Origin of the sequence: Vibrio cincinnatiensis, assembly GCF_022113815.1 — a bacterium.
In the GTDB taxonomy this organism is placed as follows: Bacteria; Pseudomonadota; Gammaproteobacteria; order Enterobacterales; family Vibrionaceae; genus Vibrio; species Vibrio cincinnatiensis_A.
In genome coordinates, this window is sequence record NZ_SGOM01000006.1 from 67,347 (window position 1) to 87,189 (window position 19,843).

A 19,843-nucleotide genomic window follows, 5' to 3' on the forward strand; every position below is an offset into this window, starting at 1 on the left:
TTATCTGTCTTTCGGGTCTAATGCGTCACGTAAACCATCGCCCACATAGTTAAAGCAAAAAAGGGTGATGACCATAAACACAGCAGGGAACGCCAGTTGCCATATAGCGATTTCCATGGTTTGAGCGCCTTCTTGTAATAATGCGCCCCAACTGGTCATCGGCTCTTGCACCCCAAGCCCAAGGAAAGAGAGGAAAGATTCGGTCAAAATCATACTAGGGATCAGCAAAGTTGAATAAACCGCCACAATCCCTAAGACATTAGGCACAATGTGTCGAGTGATGATCCGCCATTGGCTCACCCCACACACATGCGCCGCTTCTATGAATTCTTTGCTACGTAGGCTCAATGTCTGACCACGAACAATACGTGCCATATCCAGCCACGCAATGGCACCAATCGCCACAAAAATCAAAATAATATTACGACCAAAAAAGGTCACCAACACAATGACTAAAAACATAAAGGGTACGGCATAAAGAATTTCCAAAATGCGCATCATGACCCGATCAACTTTGCCGCCAATAAAGCCAGAAGTGGCACCATACAGGGTACCAATCAACACTGCGACAAATGCTCCCATCACCCCCACCATCAATGATATTCGACCACCGATTAAGGTTCGAACATAGATGTCGCGCCCGAGGCTGTCGGTACCAAACCAATGCTCGGCATTAGGGGCAACATGCATGGCATACCAATCGGTGTCATCAAAAGCATAAGGGGCCATCATGGGTAAAATAATCACCGCCAAAATCATCAATGATAAAATGACCAAACTCACCATTGCGGCTTTGTTTCGCATAAACCGATAACGCGCATCCTGCCATAAGCTGCGGCCTTCTATTTCTAAATTTTCAGAAAATTTTTCAATCGCCGCGACATTGTCTCTTTTTGTTAACATAGCTCTACTTCCCTGTCGTTTAATAGCGAATTTTTGGATCAATCATGGCGAGTAAAATGTCCACGATGGCGTTGAACAAAATAAACAGGAAACCAATTAAAATCGTCACGCCCATTACCAATGAATAATCTCGGTTAAATGCAGCATTGACGAAAAGTTTTCCGATGCCCGGTAAGCCAAAAATGGTTTCGATCACCACCGAGCCCGTAATGATGCCGACAAATGCGGGCCCCATATATGATACGACCGGTAAAAGAGCTGGCTTCAACGCGTGTTTGATCACGATGTAACGATAGCTCAACCCTTTGGCTCGCGCAGTACGAATAAAATTGCTGTTGAGCGTCTCAATCATTGAACCGCGAGTGATCCGTGCAAAGGTGGCGACATACAAGAGTGACATCCCGATCACCGGAAGTACCAAGTACTTCGCACTACCATCCATCCAGCCACCCGCAGGAAATAAATTCCAGTGAAGGGAAAAAAGATAAATCAAGGCTGGTGCTAGGACAAACGAAGGCATAACCACCCCTAACATGGCGGTGGACATAATGGTGTAATCAATCCAAGTGTTATGTTTTAAGGCGGCAATGGTGCCAACACTCACTCCCATAATGAGGGTAAAGACAAACGCAACTAACCCCACTTTAGCCGAAACGGGTAAAGCCACCGCAATTAACTCATTCACTGAATAGTCTAAGTATTTAAAAGAAGGACCAAAATCTCCTTGTAAAACATTCATCAGGTAAGTGGTGTATTGTTCAAACACCGGTTTATCTAAACCATATTTGGCCTCAATGTTGGCCATCACTTCCGGTGGAAGTGAACGCTCACTTGAAAAAGGGTTTCCCGGAGCGAAGCGCATAAGAAAGAAAGATATTGTGATCAATACCAACATGGTAGGGATCGCTTCAAATATCCTTTTCGTGATGAATTTAAGCATAAACTCACTCTTTCAGTCTGTGACAATTGAAAACAAGAAGACGCTGTATGCGCACAAGCACATACAGTGTCTAAACCGTTATTTAGAGGTAAACACCCGAACCTACTGAGCTTTAATATAAAGATCTTTCGAGTAGATTTTTTCTTCTGGGTTGTTAGACGGGAAGCCGCCAACTTTAGGAGAAAGTAACCGAGATTTTACATATTGATAAATAGGCGCGATGGGCATTTCTTTGGCAATTAATGCTTCGGCCTGAGCGTAGTACTCTTGGCGTTCAGACTCAGAAGTTGAGGTTAAGGCTTTCATAATGATGGCGTCATAATCGGTATTGCCCCAATGCTGACCACCCGTTGTATTATTGCTCATCATCAGAGTTAAGAATGAAGAGGCTTCATTGTAGTCACCACACCAACCCGCGCGAGCCACTTCAAAATCCCCTTGATCTTTTGATGATAGGTAGGTTTTCCACTCTTGGTTTTCAAGCGTCACATCAAGCCCCAGTGTCTTCTTCCACATAGAACCAAGCGCCACGGCGATTTTCTTATGGTTTTCAGATGTGTTGTACAATAGGCTGAATGTTAAAGGGTGACCCTTTCCATACCCCGCCTCTTTAAGCAAACGCGCCGCTTCTGCATTGCGTTCTTTTTGGCTCATTTTGCCATAAGCAGGGAATTCTGGATGAAAACCAGCGGTAATTTCAGGGGTTAAGAAATAAGCGGGTTTCTCACCCTGTGCCATAATGGCATCCGTCACAATGTTACGGTCGATAGCATAAGAAATGGCTTTACGAACACGCACATCATCAAACGGCTTTTTCTTAGTATTGAATGAATAATAGTAAGTACATAGGTTACCCACGACGGAAACAGACTCAGGATACTCTTTTTTCAGGCGTCGGAAGTGCTCAATCGGCAACTCATAGGTAATATCAATTTCACCCGCTAAAAAGCGGTTCATCTCCGCAACTTGGTTTTCAATCGGAAGGAAAGTGACTTTGTTGATGACGGTATGCGCATTATCCCAGTATTGCTCATTGCGCGTCAGAACTAAACGCTCGTTAACCACCCAACGATCAACTACATATGCGCCGTTTCCAACAAAGTGTTCTGGTTTGGTCCAATTATCACCATATGTTTCAATGGTTTTTTGGTGAACAGGCTTCATTGTAGTGTGCCCTGTCATCATCACAAAATAGGGCACTGCGGTTTCCAGTTCCACCACTAAGGTATGGTCATCCAACGCCTTCACGGCAAGTTCACTTTTTTCTTTTTTGCCCTCGACAATCTCTTTCGCATTTTTAATCTTGGTGTATTCCATATACCAAGCATAAGGAGAAGCGGTAGCAGGATCGAGAGCTCGTTGCCAGCTATAAACAAAATCTTGCGCAGTGACCGGATCACCATTAGACCATTTGGCATTTTCTCGCAAATGGAATGTATACGTTTGGTTATCGGTTGTTTCCCAAGATTCAGCAACGCCAGGAATAGTATTGCCGTCCGCGTCTTGATTCACGAGTCCTTCCAGCAAGTCACGAATGACATGCGACTCGGGTACGCCCTGAGATTTATGTGGGTCAATGGTAGCCACTTCGGTCCCATTGCCTCGGACAAGCTCTTGTATCTCTGCTAATTTGGTTCCGGCAGGAACATTTGCCGCGAAAGAGGTAAAAGAAGTGGTTGCCACTGCTAAGCTTGCACCCAACAGCAAGGTTTTTGTGATTTTATTCTTATTCATCGTAGAAAACTCCAAGTTTTTATCTTGCATCCATGACTTCCTTATTGGGTTTCCAGAACGGCTAGAATAAGGTCATAAACCACGCCCAATAAGGAACTTGGCACATTAGCAATCATTGAAGTAACTTGCCAATAAAATGTAGCTTCAGCAGATGATATTCTTAATCTACATCAATAATCAGCGTATAACTTCAGTCGAAATAGAGTTGACCATGATGATCCAAAATCGGCTCAATTTCGTGATGCGCGATGCCATAACTTCTAGATTTCTATAAAATTATAGAATCTTATGCTAGAAATCGATCAAAAAATTAACATTTGAAACAGAGCACGTCGAATTAAATGTCATAATCGACTCTTTAATAATACGAATCTGTGAAGGCAATCGCTACCTTGCACTAAAATGAGACGAACGCCCCATTTAATCGCATTCAAAAAAATCGAATTTAAAACAAACAAACATAGAAAAAAGGAATATAAGGTTACATTCGTGCTGGCTTAAACAGCATTGGAGTACGGTGATATGTCGGTTCTAATCACGAATACGACGGATTAGAACCGTTTTACATGGAGGAGATAAAAAGGGCTATACGTTACGCAATAACACGAGTGAATACTTCGACAATTTGCGGGCGAAAAATAAAAAAGACCGCCCCCAATAAGCAAAGCCCCGCCCAAACAAAGTCCATCCGAAATGGTTCTTTCATATAGATAAGCGCAAAAGGCACAAAAACCGATAAAGTAATCACTTCTTGTAAAATTTTAAGCTGTCCTAAATTGAGCACCGTATAACCAATTCGGTTAGCTGGCACCTGAAACAGGTATTCAAACAAAGCAATACACCAACTAAGCAATGCAGCGATAATCCAAGGTTTATGCCCCAGTTCACGTAAGTGTGCATACCAAGCAAAGGTCATAAAAACATTGCTAATCAATAATAATCCAATCGTTATCAACATAGGAGGAAGTGCAAACATGATAAAAACTCCACAAGAGAAAGAGATGAAGCACAAAACGCGTGCAGTGTGCGCTGAGTCCTCAGATTCGTCAATCGGTGATCCATCGTTTTTATCAAACTGGGAACGATACCGAAATATCCATCAAAAGGCTCCCTCTTTTATCGATTTATCTTTCGCTGATCACAATTTAACAAGCTAAAGAACCAGCATATCATTGAAAGACTTTCCAAGAGTTTTTCAACCATTACACTGAAGAAAATTATTGTGGGAGACAGTCAATGAGTAAAGTATGGGTCACTGGCGACGCGGTTGTCGATCTTATTCCTGATGGTGAGCAACACTATTTAAAATGCCCCGGCGGCGCACCTGCTAACGTTGCCGTTGCGATTGCCCGCTTAGGCGGACAGAGTGCTTTTTTTGGTCGAGTTGGGAACGATCCTCTTGGTCGATTTATACACCAGACACTAACCAATGAACGCGTGGATAGCACACACTTGCTGTTGGATGATCAACAGCGCACCTCTACCGTCGTGGTGGATTTGGATGGCTCAGGTGAACGCAGTTTTACGTTTATGGTAAAACCCAGTGCCGATCAATTTTTACAACCCAATGATATTCCTGAATTCCATTCCGGTGAATGGCTACACGCCTGCTCTATCGCACTGGCCAACGAGCCAAGTCGTAGCTCAACCTTCGAGGCTATGGATCGCATCAAACAAGCGGGAGGATACATCAGTTTTGACCCTAATTTGCGTGAAGAAGTCTGGCAGAATCCCTCAGAATTAATTGAAGTGGTGATGCAGGCCGTCGCCAAAGCGGATGTGGTGAAATTTTCAGAAGAAGAGATCACACATCTCACCCAAACAGACACTATTGAAGCTGGGATCAATGCTCTAAAAACGCTGAACATTCCTCTTATTATCATTACTCAAGGGGCAAAAGGGGCATTAGTCGTAACCGGTGATCAACAGACATTAATCACAGGAAAAGTAGTTAAGCCGATAGATACCACAGGGGCAGGCGATGCATTTGTTGGTGGGTTACTACATAAACTCGCAACCAGCGATCCGTGGCACAAGGATTTAGAAACCGCGATTTTATGGGCACATGGTTGTGGTGCATTAGCCACCACAAAAAAAGGAGCGATGACCGCCCTACCCACTCAGCAAGCTTTGCTCGATTTCATTCGCTAAGTACACCTTATCCCTCTTTCTTTTAAGCGAACCTCTTCTTGACAAGAAGGTTCGCTTTTTTATGCTGAAATAGTGTGATCACGCCCAATGCGTAAGATCACAAAATAACGCTATTGTGTGATTACGCTTAAATTCCCCACAATTTTATAGGGATCGTTCCCTAAATATCTTATACAGTAATATCGAACTAAAGATCACGTAAATCTCATTTTCTATCGCAGTATTCAGTATGAAATGAGAAAATTTGGTCTCGTTTTCTACGCTAATTCAATGATTAATTGGGAACGTTTGCAAGACTCTTAATTTTATCATCCAATTCAATGTGGAGAAAAAGCACAATGAAAACGAAAACATTAGCACTAGCCATTGCCTCAACCCTACTCCCAACCTCTGCCGTATGGGCAAACAGTGATATTGCGGCGTTAGAAGCTCGAATTAATGAGCTGGAATCACGCCTCACCACGACAGAACAAACCGCTCAACAGGCTGTCAATACTGCCTCTCAATTCGAGTTCCATGGCTATGCACGAGCAGGACTGTTAACCAATGATGATCTTAACGGTGCTACGGGAACAGGGCCTTATATGACCGCGGCCGGCAGTTTAGGAGCCCCTGTCGGACGTTTAGGTCTGGAAGCCGATAAATACTTGGAAGCCAACCTTATCCATAATCGCATGTTGGATGATGGCTCTAAAGCTCGCTTTCATATCATGCTGGCTGATAGCGTAGAAACCAATAATGAGTGGACTTCTGATGACAGCCAATTGAACGTACGCCAGGTCTATGCGGAGTTGTCTAATTTAACATCGTTTAGCGGCGCATTTGAAAATGCCACCGTTTGGGCTGGTAAGCGTTTTGACCGCGATAATTTTGATATTCATTTCTTCGATTCCGATATTGTCTTCCTTTCAGGTACCGGAGCCGGGGTTTATGATGTTCAACTCGCCGATAACTGGAAAGCCAACTTCTCACTCTATGGGCGAGATTTTGGAGAGATTGATAGCTCCAGCACCAATATCGAAAACTATGTGGCGACCATGAATAACCGATTCGGTCCTTTCCAAGTGATGATCAGTGGTATGGTTGCCGCAGATAATGAAGATCCAATGGTAGATGCTACTGCCTTGGTCACTAAACGAGCAGAAAACGGAATACATGCTTTATTCGCTTATCACGGCAGTGATTTCTTTGGTTTTAATCAGGGCTCCTCTTCAACTGGGTTACTGCTTGGCCAAGGACTTGGCGCAGAGTTAAAAGGGATTGGCTCTAATGGTAATTTAAACGATGATGCTAAAGCGCTTCGCCTCTTTAGTTATGGGGTGACTCGCTTTGCCGACAACTGGCGCTTTGCGCCTGCATTCATGGCGGAATACAGCAAAGATCGTATTAAAAAGAGTGATGAGTTCAAATGGGCTTCATTTAACGTACGTTTAGCCCAAGAATTAACAGAAAACTTTGAAATGGTGTATGAAGGGTCATACCAATATATGGATTTAGATAACAGTGTAGAACAAGCCAATGGCAGCTTTTACAAAGCAACCTTAGCGCCAACCTTAAAGTTATCGACCGCATCAGGCTTCTTTGATCGCCCAGAGCTACGTTTTGCTGTCAGCTATGTGGATTGGAGCAGTGATTTAGATAACTACGCCGTTAATGATGCCAGCACGATGGGTAATGGTGGTGAAACCGTGTTTGCTCTCCAAATGGAGACGTGGTTTTAATTCATCAATACTTTGAGCATGATAAAATCCCCTCACTTGACGTGAGGGGATTTTGTATAGAAGGCTATATTATTTACGCTTATCCATTCACACAACACTGCAACTACTGAGGTGCAAGCCCTCCGTTCATTGCGCTTAATTGTGCAAATTCTGCGGTAACCTCAGCACCAATCAACGAAATACGGGTAGCATCCGTCGCCGTGAAAACACGCCCAGTCATCACTTTTTCCCCTTGATTAATAAAGATTTCTAACGAGGAATGGTCAGCTAAGATCTGTAAATGCACATCTTCTGATTCTAAAGCGAGTTCACGGACAGTGTCTCCTTGACGAATCTCCGTTTGGCTACGATCAAAGCGAAGCACCTTGCTATCAGCATCAAATGACAACACCACTTTATGCTGCGCATTTTCCATTAAATGTAACTCACCACCCAACGGTAGGTTCAGTTTCAATTCGAAGCTTTTCGTCGCCACATCAACCCCGAGTTCATTTAATGTCAGGGTTTGAACGTTTCTCCGTAAAGCCTCCAGTTCAGCTACCGGGCGTTGAATGACTTTCCCTTGCTGCCAACTCAGCTCACGCAATGCCGTGAATTGATGTATCCAGCCATTGTCACAGCTTGGGTGATCTATCTCATCAGGAAGCCCCATCCAACCGCAAAGCACACGTCGTCCATCAGGGGTTTGAGTCGTTTGCGGAGCATAAAAATCAAACCCAGCATCCAACTGCCAACCTTGTAGAAAATGAAAGCGCCCTTGTTCATCTTGCTCGACGGTAAAAATTCGGTTTTGGTGTTCAATCGTATGATGAGGATTTTGAGAGCGAATCCCTTGAGGACCAAAAACAATGAAGGCTTGACCATTTAACTCAAACCAATCTGGACACTCCCACATATACCCATAAGGATCTAATTCTTCACCGTATAAGCGGTCAAATTGCCAGTCTTGTAAGTTTTGTGAATGATAAACAGCCAAACGTCCCTGCAATGACTCGGTCTGCGCACCGAGCAGCATGTGCCAACGTCCTTGTTGATACACCACTTTAGGGTCACGTATATGTTCTGTCACGCCGGGCGGTAAAGTGCGGATCACTGGGCCTAATTTTTCAAAAGTCCCCTCTTCAGTTGCTCTAGCAACACATTGCATAGTTTGTCGCTGACGATCATGACCTAAGCGTGTATTACCGGTATAAAACAGCCAAAGATCCTCACCATCACTGACGGCATGTCCAGAAAAAACCCCGTGGCTATCAAACCAATCCGATGGAGTTAGTGCAATCGACTGCCACTGCCAATGGATCAAATCTTGGCTTTTAAGCAGAACCCAATATTTATCTTTATGCTCACAAGCAAAGGGATGCCACTGATAAAAAAGGTAATATTCCCCTTGATGACAGACAAACCCATTCGGGTCATTCAGTAAACCTTGCGGTGGAGAAATATGCCATTGAGGGCGATAAGGACACGAAGTGGGCTTAAGGTAAGCCGAAGCTTGTTCTCGTTGCTGGTCAGCAATCTGTCGGCCAACCTCAGCTAAATGCTGATCAGTAATGGCATCATGACGTACCATCGAAAGTTGCCACTCACCTAAAACTGATTCAGCCAATACCTGACTGGGCAAGGGTTTCACTTGCTGAGCATCACGAACAGCAATAGTAATACGCCCTTTTGGGGCGAGAATACGTAGAATATTGGTGATACCACCAGCGAGATCAATCAACGAATCAAGAGACATATGCTTACCTAACCATTAAATTCGGGAACGTTCCAAAAATATAAAACATCACTCGGGTAGGCAAGTTTTTCCGCCACATAACCGCATATGGGGTAGTTGAATGTGAAGCAGAGCACAGAAACCCCTCTTTGAGTGACAGGATAATTCTGTATGCCTTTCCCACTTGAAGCTGCCACAATGTTGGGATACAACAATATTGAGATGCTGGCTAGGTTCACTCGCCTCATGAGCGAGCATCTCTATGCTCATAGATGGTGAGCCCCATCCTTGGCTCTCAACAAGTTTGGCGATCAATGCGCTGGAAGGTAAGCACCACTTTGCTCATCTCTAACCCTTGCCCAGCTATGCGCTCCAACAACATTTTGGCGGCATTTTCTCCCGCTTTATCAAAAGCATAGTTAAAGGTAGACAAACTTGGATTACTTACATAGGCCAATTCATCGTTCCCAACCCCCAACACTTTAATTTGTTGACCAACTGCAATTCCCAGCTCTTGTAGCGCCTTAATCGCCCCCACCGCTAAACGGTCAGTCGCACAAAACAGCCCATCCAAATGTGGATAAGCGGCGATCTGCTGCTTGGCTAGGCAGTATCCCGATTCAATCGAAAAGTCACCCCGCACATGAAACAGTAACTCTTGTTGATGCAAAGCTAGTGATTGTTCAAGCCCTTGAGAACGTAAAACATCCACAGCCACATCATCGCTTTGGACCCCAATAAAGCCGATATTTTTACAACCGGCAGCCACTAAGCGATGACCAGCCTCAAAACCGACGCGTTGATCATCATGAACCACACTAGGAATATTATAGAGCGAGCCATCTTGACCAATTAAGACAACGGGTACAGGAGACTGTTGAATCGCTTTGATCAAAGCGGTATCTAGGTGGGTCGCATAAAAAACAATGCCCTCAACCCGTTTTTGATTAAAAATCTGGATATATTCGAGTTCTTTTGCGTGAACTTGATGGGTATTGGCCAGTAAAACATGCTTACCCGCCTGCTCAAAAATAGTGGTTAATCCATCCACCCCTTGCGCCGTTGCGTGGGAAGAGACGCGAGGGACTATCACCCCGATTAGGTTCGTTTTTTGTGATTTCAGATCTTTCGCCACCTGATTGACAACATAGCCACAATCAGCGACAGCCTTTAATACTTTGATTTTTGTGGATTCTTTGACGCCATACTCATCATTGATAACCCGAGAAACCGTAGATTTAGATACCCCGGCTAAACGGGCAACATCATGTAAACTTGCCATTGCGACTCTTTTCCATCATCAGTTTGGGATTGATTGCAAAATCACTCGATAATCATTTTGCTGATAGCGTGATTCTACCCTTGTTTTATGCATTGTCGCTTAAGCTTTTGGCGATCATCTTCACATATTTCTTGATTTCATTTTGACCATTGCTGATTTATTGACAAGAATTAGTCTTGCAAACGTTCCCATAAATAAAATTAGCAAAACGAAAGACTATCATACAGACAAGTAACAAGAACCGGGGTGAGTTATGGACTATCCAGTCATAGCAAAACAACTTATGGAACACTTGGGTGGTAAAGCAAACATCCAAGCGCTCGCACACTGTGCAACTCGATTACGCCTAGCCGTCAAAGATGAATCTTTGATTAATGAACAAGCGATTGAAGAACTTGATGGAGTAAAAGGTCAATTTAAAGTCGCAGGCCAATACCAAATCATTTTTGGATCCGGAGTGGTCAACCAAGTCTATGCCGAAATGGCAAAACTAACGGGCTTAGCCGAAATGTCCACCAACGATGTTGCCTCTGCTGGCGCACAAAAACAAAATATTGTGCAACGAGCGGTAAAAGGCTTATCGGATATTTTCGTTCCCATTATTCCTGCGATTGTGGCGGGTGGTCTACTGATGGGGTTATATAACGTCCTGACGGCTACGGGTTTATTTATCGATGGAAAATCATTGATCGATGCCAATCCGGGCTTGGCTGATTTAGCCAGCATGATCAACACCTTTGCGAACGCCCCTTTTGTTTACTTACCGGTTTTATTGGCTTTCTCTGCTTCACGAAAATTTGGGGGCAACCCATTTCTTGGCGCAGCACTCGGGATGTTGATGGTACACCCTGACTTACTCAATGGTTGGGGGTTTGGGAGTGCTTCGGTTTCTGGTGACATACCCGTTTGGAATATTCTTGGTTTAGAAATTCAAAAAGTCGGTTACCAAGGATCGGTTCTGCCCGTTTTGGTGTCGGCTTTCATTCTGGCTAAAGTTGAAAATGGCCTACGCAGTATCGTTCCATCGGTCTTGGACAACTTATTAACGCCTATGCTGGCGATTTTTATCACCGGTTTCCTCACCTTTACGGTCGTTGGCCCTCTTACTCGTGATGTCGGCTTCCTATTGGGTGATGGGCTGAACTGGTTGTATGAATCCGCAGGCTTTATCGGTGGTGCACTCTTTGGCTTTATTTATGCTCCATTTGTAATCACAGGCATGCACCACAGCTTTATCGCGATTGAAACCCAGCTGCTGGCAGATATTGCCGTAACTGGAGGCACATTCATCTTCCCGATTGCTGCTATGTCAAACGTGGCTCAAGGTGCAGCCGCTCTTGCGGTGGGCCTCACCACTAAAGAAGTAAAAATGAAGGGGATTGCGATTCCTTCCGGTATCACCGCTTTACTCGGTATTACTGAACCAGCGATGTTCGGGGTGAATTTAAAACTGCGTTATCCTTTTATTGCTGCAATCTGTGGCTCCGCGATTGCTAGTGCCTTTATTACGCTCTTTACCGTTAAAGCACACGCTTTAGGTGCTGCGGGTTTACCTGGTGTTATCTCCATCAGCCCAGATAAAATTGGTTACTACGTCGTCGGTATGATCATCGCGTTTATCGCATCTTTTGGTCTTACTCTACTGCTTGGTATGCGAGCCAAAGCCAAACTGGGTGTTCAAGCTAACGCGTAATACGCCCCCTATAGCGTTTACGCTTTACCCGCTCGAAAGAGCGGGTATTTTTATGGCTTCAAAAAATGAATAGTGACATCTCGCCCATGTAAATATTTCACCGTTTCACACCGCCAGTGATACTGCTTAATAATTCGGTTAGTGAGTTCTAATCCGAGGCCAAACCCTAAATCTTCTGTTTTCTTGGGGCGGCTATCTTCTCGATTTGAAATCAAAACCTGAGCGCCCTCTTGGCGAATCACCACCTTTCCACATTGGGTATGCTGATATGCATTTCTAATTAAATTACTCAGTACAATTCGGTATAACGTTGCAGGAAGCCGATAGGATTGATAATGTATATTCACCTCTAGCTGCACTTTTTTATTATCAAGCAAATAGCTAAGTTCTTGGCAGATCTGTTCAATTGAGCTTCCTAAGTCAACCTCCACCAGAGGGAGCTCTGTTTCTTTTCCTCGGTTGAGCCACAATAAAGTTTCACACAGGTCGCTCATTGTTACGCCAGCGCGTAAAATACGTTCCAATACTTGTTGACGCTTTTCTGGTGCACTTTGTTTTTCAAGCAGTTTCATCAATAATTCGCTATTACTACGAACAACGGCTATCGGTGTTCGTAATTCATGACTTGCATGAGCGAGGAATTTTTGTTCTCGACGAAGCGCACTATCAACTGAAACGAGACTGTTTTTGACCACCTCAGCTAAGCGATTCAGTTCGTTATAATGAAAATCAGGCGCAGGGATCACTAACTGTTCAGGCGTTAATTGTTTTGCCCAAAGTGCTAGCCGCTCGACAGGTTTTGCCACTCGTTGTACTAAAAAATACATACACAAACCAAATAAACCAATACCAAGCACGGCATAACTAACCAGTTTAACAAAATGGGGAATTTCTCCCCGAGGTCGATTTTGTATCAGTTCAGGACGTTGAACATCATCCAACACACGATAAATGTAGAGAGGGTCGCCAGCCGTTTGATCATAACGCATTAAAAACACAGCACGCTCAGGTGCTGAAAACCAATGCTGATTTTCGATATATTTTGTAAATTGCATGGATTGTTCTAATGGTTCAAATAACGCGGCAATGTCTGATGGAATGGCTTGCCAATGATGAGCAACGTGAAAACCCATCATCATTTCTGGTTTTTGTCCCGTTAATGCGACCTCTCGACCAATATCCATCATCATCATCCGCATTCCACCATCCAATCCCTGCTCAAAATAGTTTGCCGCTAAATGGGAGAAGCTGACAACCGTGATGCTGGCCATTGCCATCATCACACAGATAAGGAAAATCTTCAGGCTACGGCGTAGTTTCATCGTTATCCTGCTGTTGGATACTGAACCCAAACCCTGGCACCGTCTGAACCATCGTCGGCCATCCCTCTTGGTCTATCTGCTTACGTAGATTAAACATATGCACTTTTAGGCTGTTACTGTCTGGCTGTGCCTCTCCCCAGATCATCTGAATGATTTTTTCCCGAGTGACGACAGACGGATATTCTCGCATCAATAATTCCAAAATTTTTATCGAGATAGGTGAGAGTTTCAACTCTTGCCCATAACGGCGAGCTTTACGCAGCGATAAATCGAGTTCGAGTTCACCAATCCGCAGTTTTGTAGCCTGTCCACTCCGCCGTTTAGACAACACCAACATGCGCACCATGAGCTCTTGCATAGCAAACGGTTTTACTAAGTAATCATCGGCTCCGTGGTGAAAACCTTGCAGCTTATCATCCAAAGTATCACGCGCTGTCAGCATCAAAACTGGTGTTTCAATGCCTTGTTCACGAATACGTCGACACACGTCTAAACCTGCAATTTTCGGTAAGTTGAGATCCAGAATAATCACGTCGTATTGATAAGACGTGATCAGGTTATAACCCACTAGACCATCGGCAGCAAAATCGCACTCTATCCCTTCCAATTGCATATAGTCGATCAGCGCCGTCGCAAGATCGAGGTCATCTTCAACCAATAAAACCTTTAGCATGATGCTTTACCTATCACTTTGCACGTAACGTTTTTTACTATACCCACGACTCCCTTCTGTATTTCATACTGAATATAGAGTAACACGGGTATTAACAGTAAAGTAATCATCGTAGCGAACATAATGCCATACCCTAGTGAAGCCGCCGCAGGTTTTAAAAACTGTGCTTGCATTGATGTTTCGCTCAGCAGAGGAATCAAACCTGCAAATGTGGTAATGGATGTCAAAAGAATTGCACGTAGCCGGCTATTACACGCTTCAATAATGGTATCCAATATGGGTTTCCCTTCTTCTTGTAAACCGTTATAACGGCTGACCAACAACAAGCTATCATTCACCACCACACCGCTTAAAGCTAAAATACCAAACATAGACAAAATGCTTAAGGTCAACCCATTCACCCAATGGCCTAAAATCGCGCCGACAATACCAAAGGGAATGGCCATCATAATCAGTAGGGGCTGAATGTAAGAGCGCAACGGTATCGCTAGTAAGGCATAAATGGCGATCATCGCAGCCACAAACATCAATTCCATCGATTGCATGGTTTCCGCTTGTTGCTCAGCTTCTCCGGCAAAATCAACCCGCAAATGAGGGTATTCTTTCTGCCACTGTGCCAAAAATTGTTGCTTAACTTGATTGACAACTTGGCTGGGTGACAACATGGCTTTATCCACAACGGCACTCACATACACCGCTCGTTGATTGTTAATTCGAGTAATGGCTGACGCTTGGTAATCAGAATCAATCATTGCAACCGAACTGAGGGGGATAACCGTGCCGTCACTGCTACGAATATTCGCATTCATGATATCTGCTAAGGTTTGACGTTCTTGTTCTGGATAACGAACACTCACCGTGACTTCATCTTGTTTACGCTGAAATTTTTGAACTTCTCCCCCCCAAAAGAATGCAGGACTTGATCAGCCAGCTGTGCCGTCGTTAACCCCAAAGCTCGTCCTTGTTCGGTTAATGTAAAGCGATACTGTGGTACTCCGGGGCTTAAGTTGTCATCAATACCGCTGATTCCCGGTAAAGCTTGCAGATAAGCTTTCACCGCCTTTCCCGCAGCCGTCACCTGTTCAGCATCGCTGGCTTTTAACTCAATTTTAAAGTTATCAACCATATCCATGCTGGCCAATACTTTGAGTTTTTTAGTGCCTTCCAGCAGGCCTATCTGCTCATTCCATATTTTTGTAAACTGATTGATGTCGTACCCCGGAGAGTCAATGAAGGCGACCGTAACACTACCTTCGGTATCGGATGAAGCCAATACCTGTAGGCTGGAAATACTGCTTTGTTCAGTAGGTAATCCCAGCTGAGCACGAAGATGGGTATCAGCCCTTTTCGCGGCCTGTTCAATCACTAATAAATTTCGATGAGTTTGTCCAAAGCTGGCATCGTCTAACATCGTGATATCTGCCGAAGCGATATCACGAGGAATATCGGGAAAGAAAGCCATTTTAACCGTTCCAGACATAGGCAATGTCGCAATCACGATCAGTAGGCTAAGAAATAGCAATAATGTTGCGTAACGAAATCGTAAACACAGTTTAATTACGGGCGTGTACACCTGATAATTCAAAAAATTCAATATTGAATCTGCGCTACGCTGAACTCGGCTCCAACCACCTTTTGTTGCATTGCGATGAGTATTTAGGTGAGCAAGATGAGACGGTAAAATCAGTTTTGATTCCACCATGGAAAGCAATAAACAGACCGTCACAACCGCAGCAAACTGAGCAAAAATTTGCCCAAGCCCACCTGTCACATTGGATAACGCCATAAATGCAGCAACGGTAGTCAGCACACCAAACACGGTAGGTATTGCGACTTTCATGGCCCCTTTAATCGAGTTATCTAGGCTGTCACCCTCGTTACGCCGAGTGTCATAAATGCTTTCGCCTACCACCACCGCATCATCAACAACAATCCCGAGTGCCATAATAAAACCAAAAGTTGTCATCTCATTGATGGTGAGGTTGGCAAACGAACCTGTCATGAAAAATAGTGAGCCAAAAAAGACAAACGGTAAGCCCGCAGCAACCCAAAAAGCCACTCGAACGTTTAAAAACAGCGCCAGAACAAAAAAGACAAGAATGATGCCTGATATAGCATTTTTCACCAGTAAACTGAGGCGATCATTAATCATCTGGCTTTGATCGTACCAAGTCTCTAAGAAAACCTCTTCTGGCAATAATTGTTGATCTCGCCATTGCTGGACGACTGCTTTTGCTTGCTCAGCAATCAGAGTGACATCACCATACTCGTCCATCACGATTTCAATCGACATGCCATTTTGTTGGTTATAACGAGACAATGTGAAGGTGTCTTCATCAAATGTTTCTCGAACAACGGCTATCTCACCCAGTTTAAGTGTTGTACCTTGTGAAGTATTAATAAGAGGTATTTGAGCAAATTCTTCCGCCTCATACCTCTGGTTTGCCACTTTCAGTCGAACCGCTTTATCAGGATGACGCAAACTGGTCGTAAGAGGGGTCGATGACTCCGCATTCACCTTATCTTCAACGTCAGACAAACTTAGGTTATAACTTTGTAAAGTGGCTTCATCAATATCGATAGAAATAACCGGATCAGCGCTCGCTTTGATTTCTAAATCTCGAATGGCAGGTTGTTGCAAAAGATCGGTTTTTAACTCTTGTGCTAACGACTGCAAGGTCGCTCTATCCACGCTACCATAGAGCTGAACCCAAATAGCGTGATCTTGCATACGATCTTTTTCAATGATCGGTTTTTCTGCATCACTGGGGAAATTATTGATCCCATCCACTTTTGTTTTAATGTCTGAGAGTAACGTGTTGAGATTGTAATCACTGGTTTTCTCAATAGTGACCGTACTGCCGCCAGCGTTAGAGGTAGAGGTAATCCGTTTTATTCCCGGAACGCTTTCCAATGCCTCTTCAATTTTAATCGCAACCCCCTCTTCTGCTTGCTTGGGGTCGCCGCTGTTATAGGTGACTGAAACCGTCACTCGATCTGGTTCCATACTCGGGAAGGCTTCTCGACGTAACTGGCTGAGTGACAAAACGCCCATCACGATCACCGATAGAAGTAATAAATTGGCCGCCACTGAATTTCGAGCAAACCAAGCAATAATACCCGATGGAGGAGGTGTCATACTCATAATGCTACCTCACTGATCACTTGCACCAAAGTACCGACTTGGTAACTGCTCAATGGGCGCTGAACAATTTGTACGCTTTCATGGGTAAAGGCTTTAACATACACAAAACCACCCGATTCAAACTGTTTCTCTGCTAGGATACTGGCCAATTTGCCTTGGCTATCGATGTACCAGATTTCCCCTTGCTGAGAAATGGCTGACTGAGGCAATTTCCAACTCTGTTCGAGGGGAGTTCCATCCACAATGGCGGTCACAAAGGTTCCTGGATATAACGGAGGTTCGATATCCAAAGGTTGAGCAACGGTTACAACCAATGCACGTTGGCGAGTATTACTGTCAAGGTGTTGCTCAACACGAGTTACATAACCGTTCCATGCCATTTGTCGATAACGCAACTCTACAGACCAGCTCTGTGGGTGACGAGCCAGCTCGGTATTGCTTCGTATCGGTAAATTCAACCATTGCGCTTCTGAAAGTGGAATAACGACTTCGACCACATCGGTACTGTATAAAGTGGCGACTTGTCCACCTTCTTGCAGATAACTACCAAGTTGAATGTCTCGGCTCACAACTAATCCGTCAAAGGGTGCATAGATCACGGTGTTTTTCAGATCATACTGAGCTTTTGCTAACACTTTCTGTGCATTCGTTAAAGCGGCTTTTGCTTGATCCCGCTGCGGTTGACGAAGGACCAATGGTGAATCAGGCTCCCCAGATAACCCCGACCGCTGCCACTCAAGTTTTGCTTGTTCCCCTTGACGCTCTTCTTCCAATAAGTTTAAGGTGGCCGTTGCTAATTCAGACTGAGCTTCACTCACCGCTTGCTGATATTTTGTTTGATCTAAAGTGGCCAGTACCTCACCTTTTTTTACCCGCTGACCACTTTCAAGGCCCGGCCCTAATGTCAACACTCGTCCAGAGACCTCAGCGGTAATATTAAGTGCATAACGAGGTTTCGCTTCACCATACCCTTGAACTTGTGCTGAATAGTGCCCTATGTTTACGTCGATAACGGAAACGGCAACGACGGGATCATGCTCAGGTTGAACCGTATCATGAAGCAACCCGCTCTCTTTGGGCTCATTCATTTGGGATAGTTGACTATGAGTGTAAGCCATCACTCCCAAAAAAATGGCACATGCCAGTAAAGTGGTTCCGAAAGTGACCTTATTGATCCTCATTTTTAACTCCTAATCCCAATGCTAATCCCAAATCAATCCGGTTACTTAATCGGTTATAAGTGACTTGAGCGAGTTTGATTTCGATATCGTAGGTTTGTTGCTGTATGGTGAGTAGTTCAAGAATGTCTACTAACCCTTTGCGATATTTATCCAGATAATTAGCGCTGCTGCGTTGTGCGCTGTCTAGGGCTAACCTCAAATGCTGTTGCTGACGCTCCAACGCCTGTTCCTGGCCAAGAGCGCTTTCTACTTCATTCACTGCCGTCAATAAGGTTTCCTGATAAGCCCAAAAGACCTGTTCTGTCGTTAAGGCTTCCATCTCTGCTTCCGCTTTAAGTTTTCCACCTTGAAACAGCGGTGCTGTTAACTGGCCTAAAATGCTCCATAAAGGGCTGGTCAGTAAGCTATCGCTTAAGTGGTGATCGCTGTCACTCAATGCCGCACTAAAACTCAGGCTGGGCAACATGGCTTTATATGCCACTTGAGTGGTGTATTGTTGTGCTTCAATGTTGGCATAAGCGGCAATAAGATCAGGCCGACGAGCCAGATCTTGCTCTGGCAAATGAGCCAACGAAAGCAATACCGTGGGAAATTGAGCAGGAATAATAAGAGGGTCTTGGCTTCCTAACTGCCCTAATAGGGTAGTTAAATCTCGGCGAGCTGACGCTAATGTTTCTTGATATTCAGCTAATGTCGCTCGAGTAGACTCCATATTGGTTAGTGCGCTATCTCGGTCTTCTAGCCCACCTAAACCTTGACGATAGCGTTCTGTCACCACCTTTTCATTACGTTGCAAAAGTTCTAACCGCTGCGTTTCGATATGAACTTGCTGCTGGTAAAGGTTAATCATGAGCCATTGCCGCATAATGCTTGCCGCTAAGGTGTCTTTTGCGGCTTGGTAGTCCGCAGCACGGCTACGCAAGTTGGCGCTAGCCGCTGCTTTACCGTCTGCGATTTTTTGCCAAATATCCAATTCCCAGCTTACACTCAACTCCGTGTTGTATTGAGAATGGCTGTGCTCTTCTTTCTCTCCACTTAAGGTCAACTCTGCACTGGGTAGTTGATCTGCGGCGATCTGTTGTTTTTGTGCATAAGCAATTTTAAGCGCTAATGCCGTTTGCTGTAGGCTAGGGTTATGTTCCAAAGCACGATCAATCCATTGCTTTAATTCAGGAATATCAATTAATTCCGTAATCGAAACCATATCAATAGCAGGCTCAGTATCAATAACAGACCAAGCCGTAAGTTGCTCAAGGGATTCAGAAACTCGCGCTTGATACGTTTGCTGAGAATGGGTGGCGCAGCCGATTAACCCCGCAATCAATAAACTCACGGCGGATAACCTTAGCCAATGCGATGACATCATAGTGGTGTACTCCTGTTG

At 44.4% G+C, this 19,843-nt stretch carries 13 protein-coding genes and 1 pseudogene; 3 read left to right on the forward strand and 11 right to left on the reverse strand.

Going from position 1 to position 19,843, the window contains the following annotated elements; translation table 11 throughout:
- The 4 genes from oppC to EXA13_RS09340 form a co-directional block, all read right to left on the reverse strand.
- Window positions 1–903: an oligopeptide ABC transporter permease OppC gene (oppC, locus tag EXA13_RS09325; protein WP_238132928.1), complete on the reverse strand. Its 903-nt coding sequence runs from the start codon at window positions 901–903 to the stop codon at window positions 1–3.
- Between the two features lie 19 nt (window positions 904–922).
- Entirely contained in the window at window positions 923–1,843 is a 921-nt protein-coding gene (oppB, locus tag EXA13_RS09330) for an oligopeptide ABC transporter permease OppB (RefSeq protein ID WP_238118057.1), read from the reverse strand.
- Window positions 1,844–1,945: 102 nt separating this feature from the next.
- A complete protein-coding gene (locus tag EXA13_RS09335) occupies window positions 1,946–3,577 on the reverse strand; it encodes an ABC transporter substrate-binding protein (RefSeq protein WP_238132929.1) in 1,632 nt (543 codons plus the stop codon).
- 592 nt (window positions 3,578–4,169) lie between these two features.
- Window positions 4,170–4,553, reverse strand: coding sequence for a DMT family protein (locus EXA13_RS09340; protein ID WP_238132930.1), 384 nt, complete (start codon window positions 4,551–4,553; stop codon window positions 4,170–4,172).
- Between the two features lie 260 nt (window positions 4,554–4,813).
- Here EXA13_RS09340 and EXA13_RS09345 point away from each other — a divergent pair, with 260 nt between their 5' ends.
- Together EXA13_RS09345 and EXA13_RS09350 are read left to right on the forward strand one after the other, a co-directional pair.
- Entirely contained in the window at window positions 4,814–5,728 is a 915-nt protein-coding gene (locus tag EXA13_RS09345) for an aminoimidazole riboside kinase (RefSeq protein WP_238132931.1), read from the forward strand.
- 338 nt (window positions 5,729–6,066) lie between these two features.
- A complete protein-coding gene (locus EXA13_RS09350) occupies window positions 6,067–7,449 on the forward strand; it encodes a carbohydrate porin (RefSeq protein WP_238132932.1) in 1,383 nt (460 codons plus the stop codon).
- A 103-nt stretch (window positions 7,450–7,552) separates the two neighbouring features.
- Here the strand turns inward: EXA13_RS09350 and EXA13_RS09355 are convergent, their stop codons facing one another.
- Entirely contained in the window at window positions 7,553–9,184 is a 1,632-nt protein-coding gene (locus EXA13_RS09355; RefSeq protein ID WP_238132933.1) for a glycoside hydrolase family 32 protein, read from the reverse strand.
- Window positions 9,185–9,458: 274 nt separating this feature from the next.
- Entirely contained in the window at window positions 9,459–10,445 is a 987-nt protein-coding gene (locus EXA13_RS09360; protein WP_238130766.1) for a LacI family DNA-binding transcriptional regulator, read from the reverse strand.
- A gap of 253 nt (window positions 10,446–10,698) precedes the next feature.
- On the opposite strand from EXA13_RS09360, the gene EXA13_RS09365 reads away from it, so the two are divergent.
- Window positions 10,699–12,138: a sucrose-specific PTS transporter subunit IIBC gene (locus EXA13_RS09365; protein WP_238132934.1), complete on the forward strand. Its 1,440-nt coding sequence runs from the start codon at window positions 10,699–10,701 to the stop codon at window positions 12,136–12,138.
- 50 nt (window positions 12,139–12,188) lie between these two features.
- Here the strand turns inward: EXA13_RS09365 and EXA13_RS09370 are convergent, their stop codons facing one another.
- From EXA13_RS09370 to EXA13_RS09390, 5 genes and pseudogenes are all read right to left on the reverse strand, one after another.
- Window positions 12,189–13,460, reverse strand: coding sequence for a sensor histidine kinase (locus tag EXA13_RS09370; protein WP_238132935.1), 1,272 nt, complete (start codon window positions 13,458–13,460; stop codon window positions 12,189–12,191).
- Window positions 13,444–14,133 carry a response regulator transcription factor gene (locus tag EXA13_RS09375; protein WP_238132936.1) on the reverse strand — a complete coding sequence of 230 codons (690 nt, stop codon included), beginning with the start codon at window positions 14,131–14,133 and terminating at the stop codon, window positions 13,444–13,446. Before EXA13_RS09375 ends, EXA13_RS09370 begins: the two co-directional genes overlap by 17 nt.
- Window positions 14,127–17,278 (reverse strand): annotated as a pseudogene (locus EXA13_RS09380) (efflux RND transporter permease subunit). The gene EXA13_RS09375 and the pseudogene EXA13_RS09380 overlap by 7 nt, the downstream one beginning before the upstream one ends.
- Window positions 17,275–18,459, reverse strand: a complete 1,185-nt coding sequence (locus tag EXA13_RS09385; protein ID WP_078924849.1) for an efflux RND transporter periplasmic adaptor subunit — start codon at window positions 18,457–18,459, stop codon at window positions 17,275–17,277. The pseudogene EXA13_RS09380 and the gene EXA13_RS09385 overlap by 4 nt, the downstream one beginning before the upstream one ends.
- Complete coding sequence (locus EXA13_RS09390) at window positions 18,446–19,825, reverse strand: TolC family protein (protein WP_158117278.1); 1,380 nt, start codon at window positions 19,823–19,825, stop codon at window positions 18,446–18,448. Before EXA13_RS09390 ends, EXA13_RS09385 begins: the two co-directional genes overlap by 14 nt.
- Window positions 19,826–19,843 lie beyond the last annotated feature (18 nt).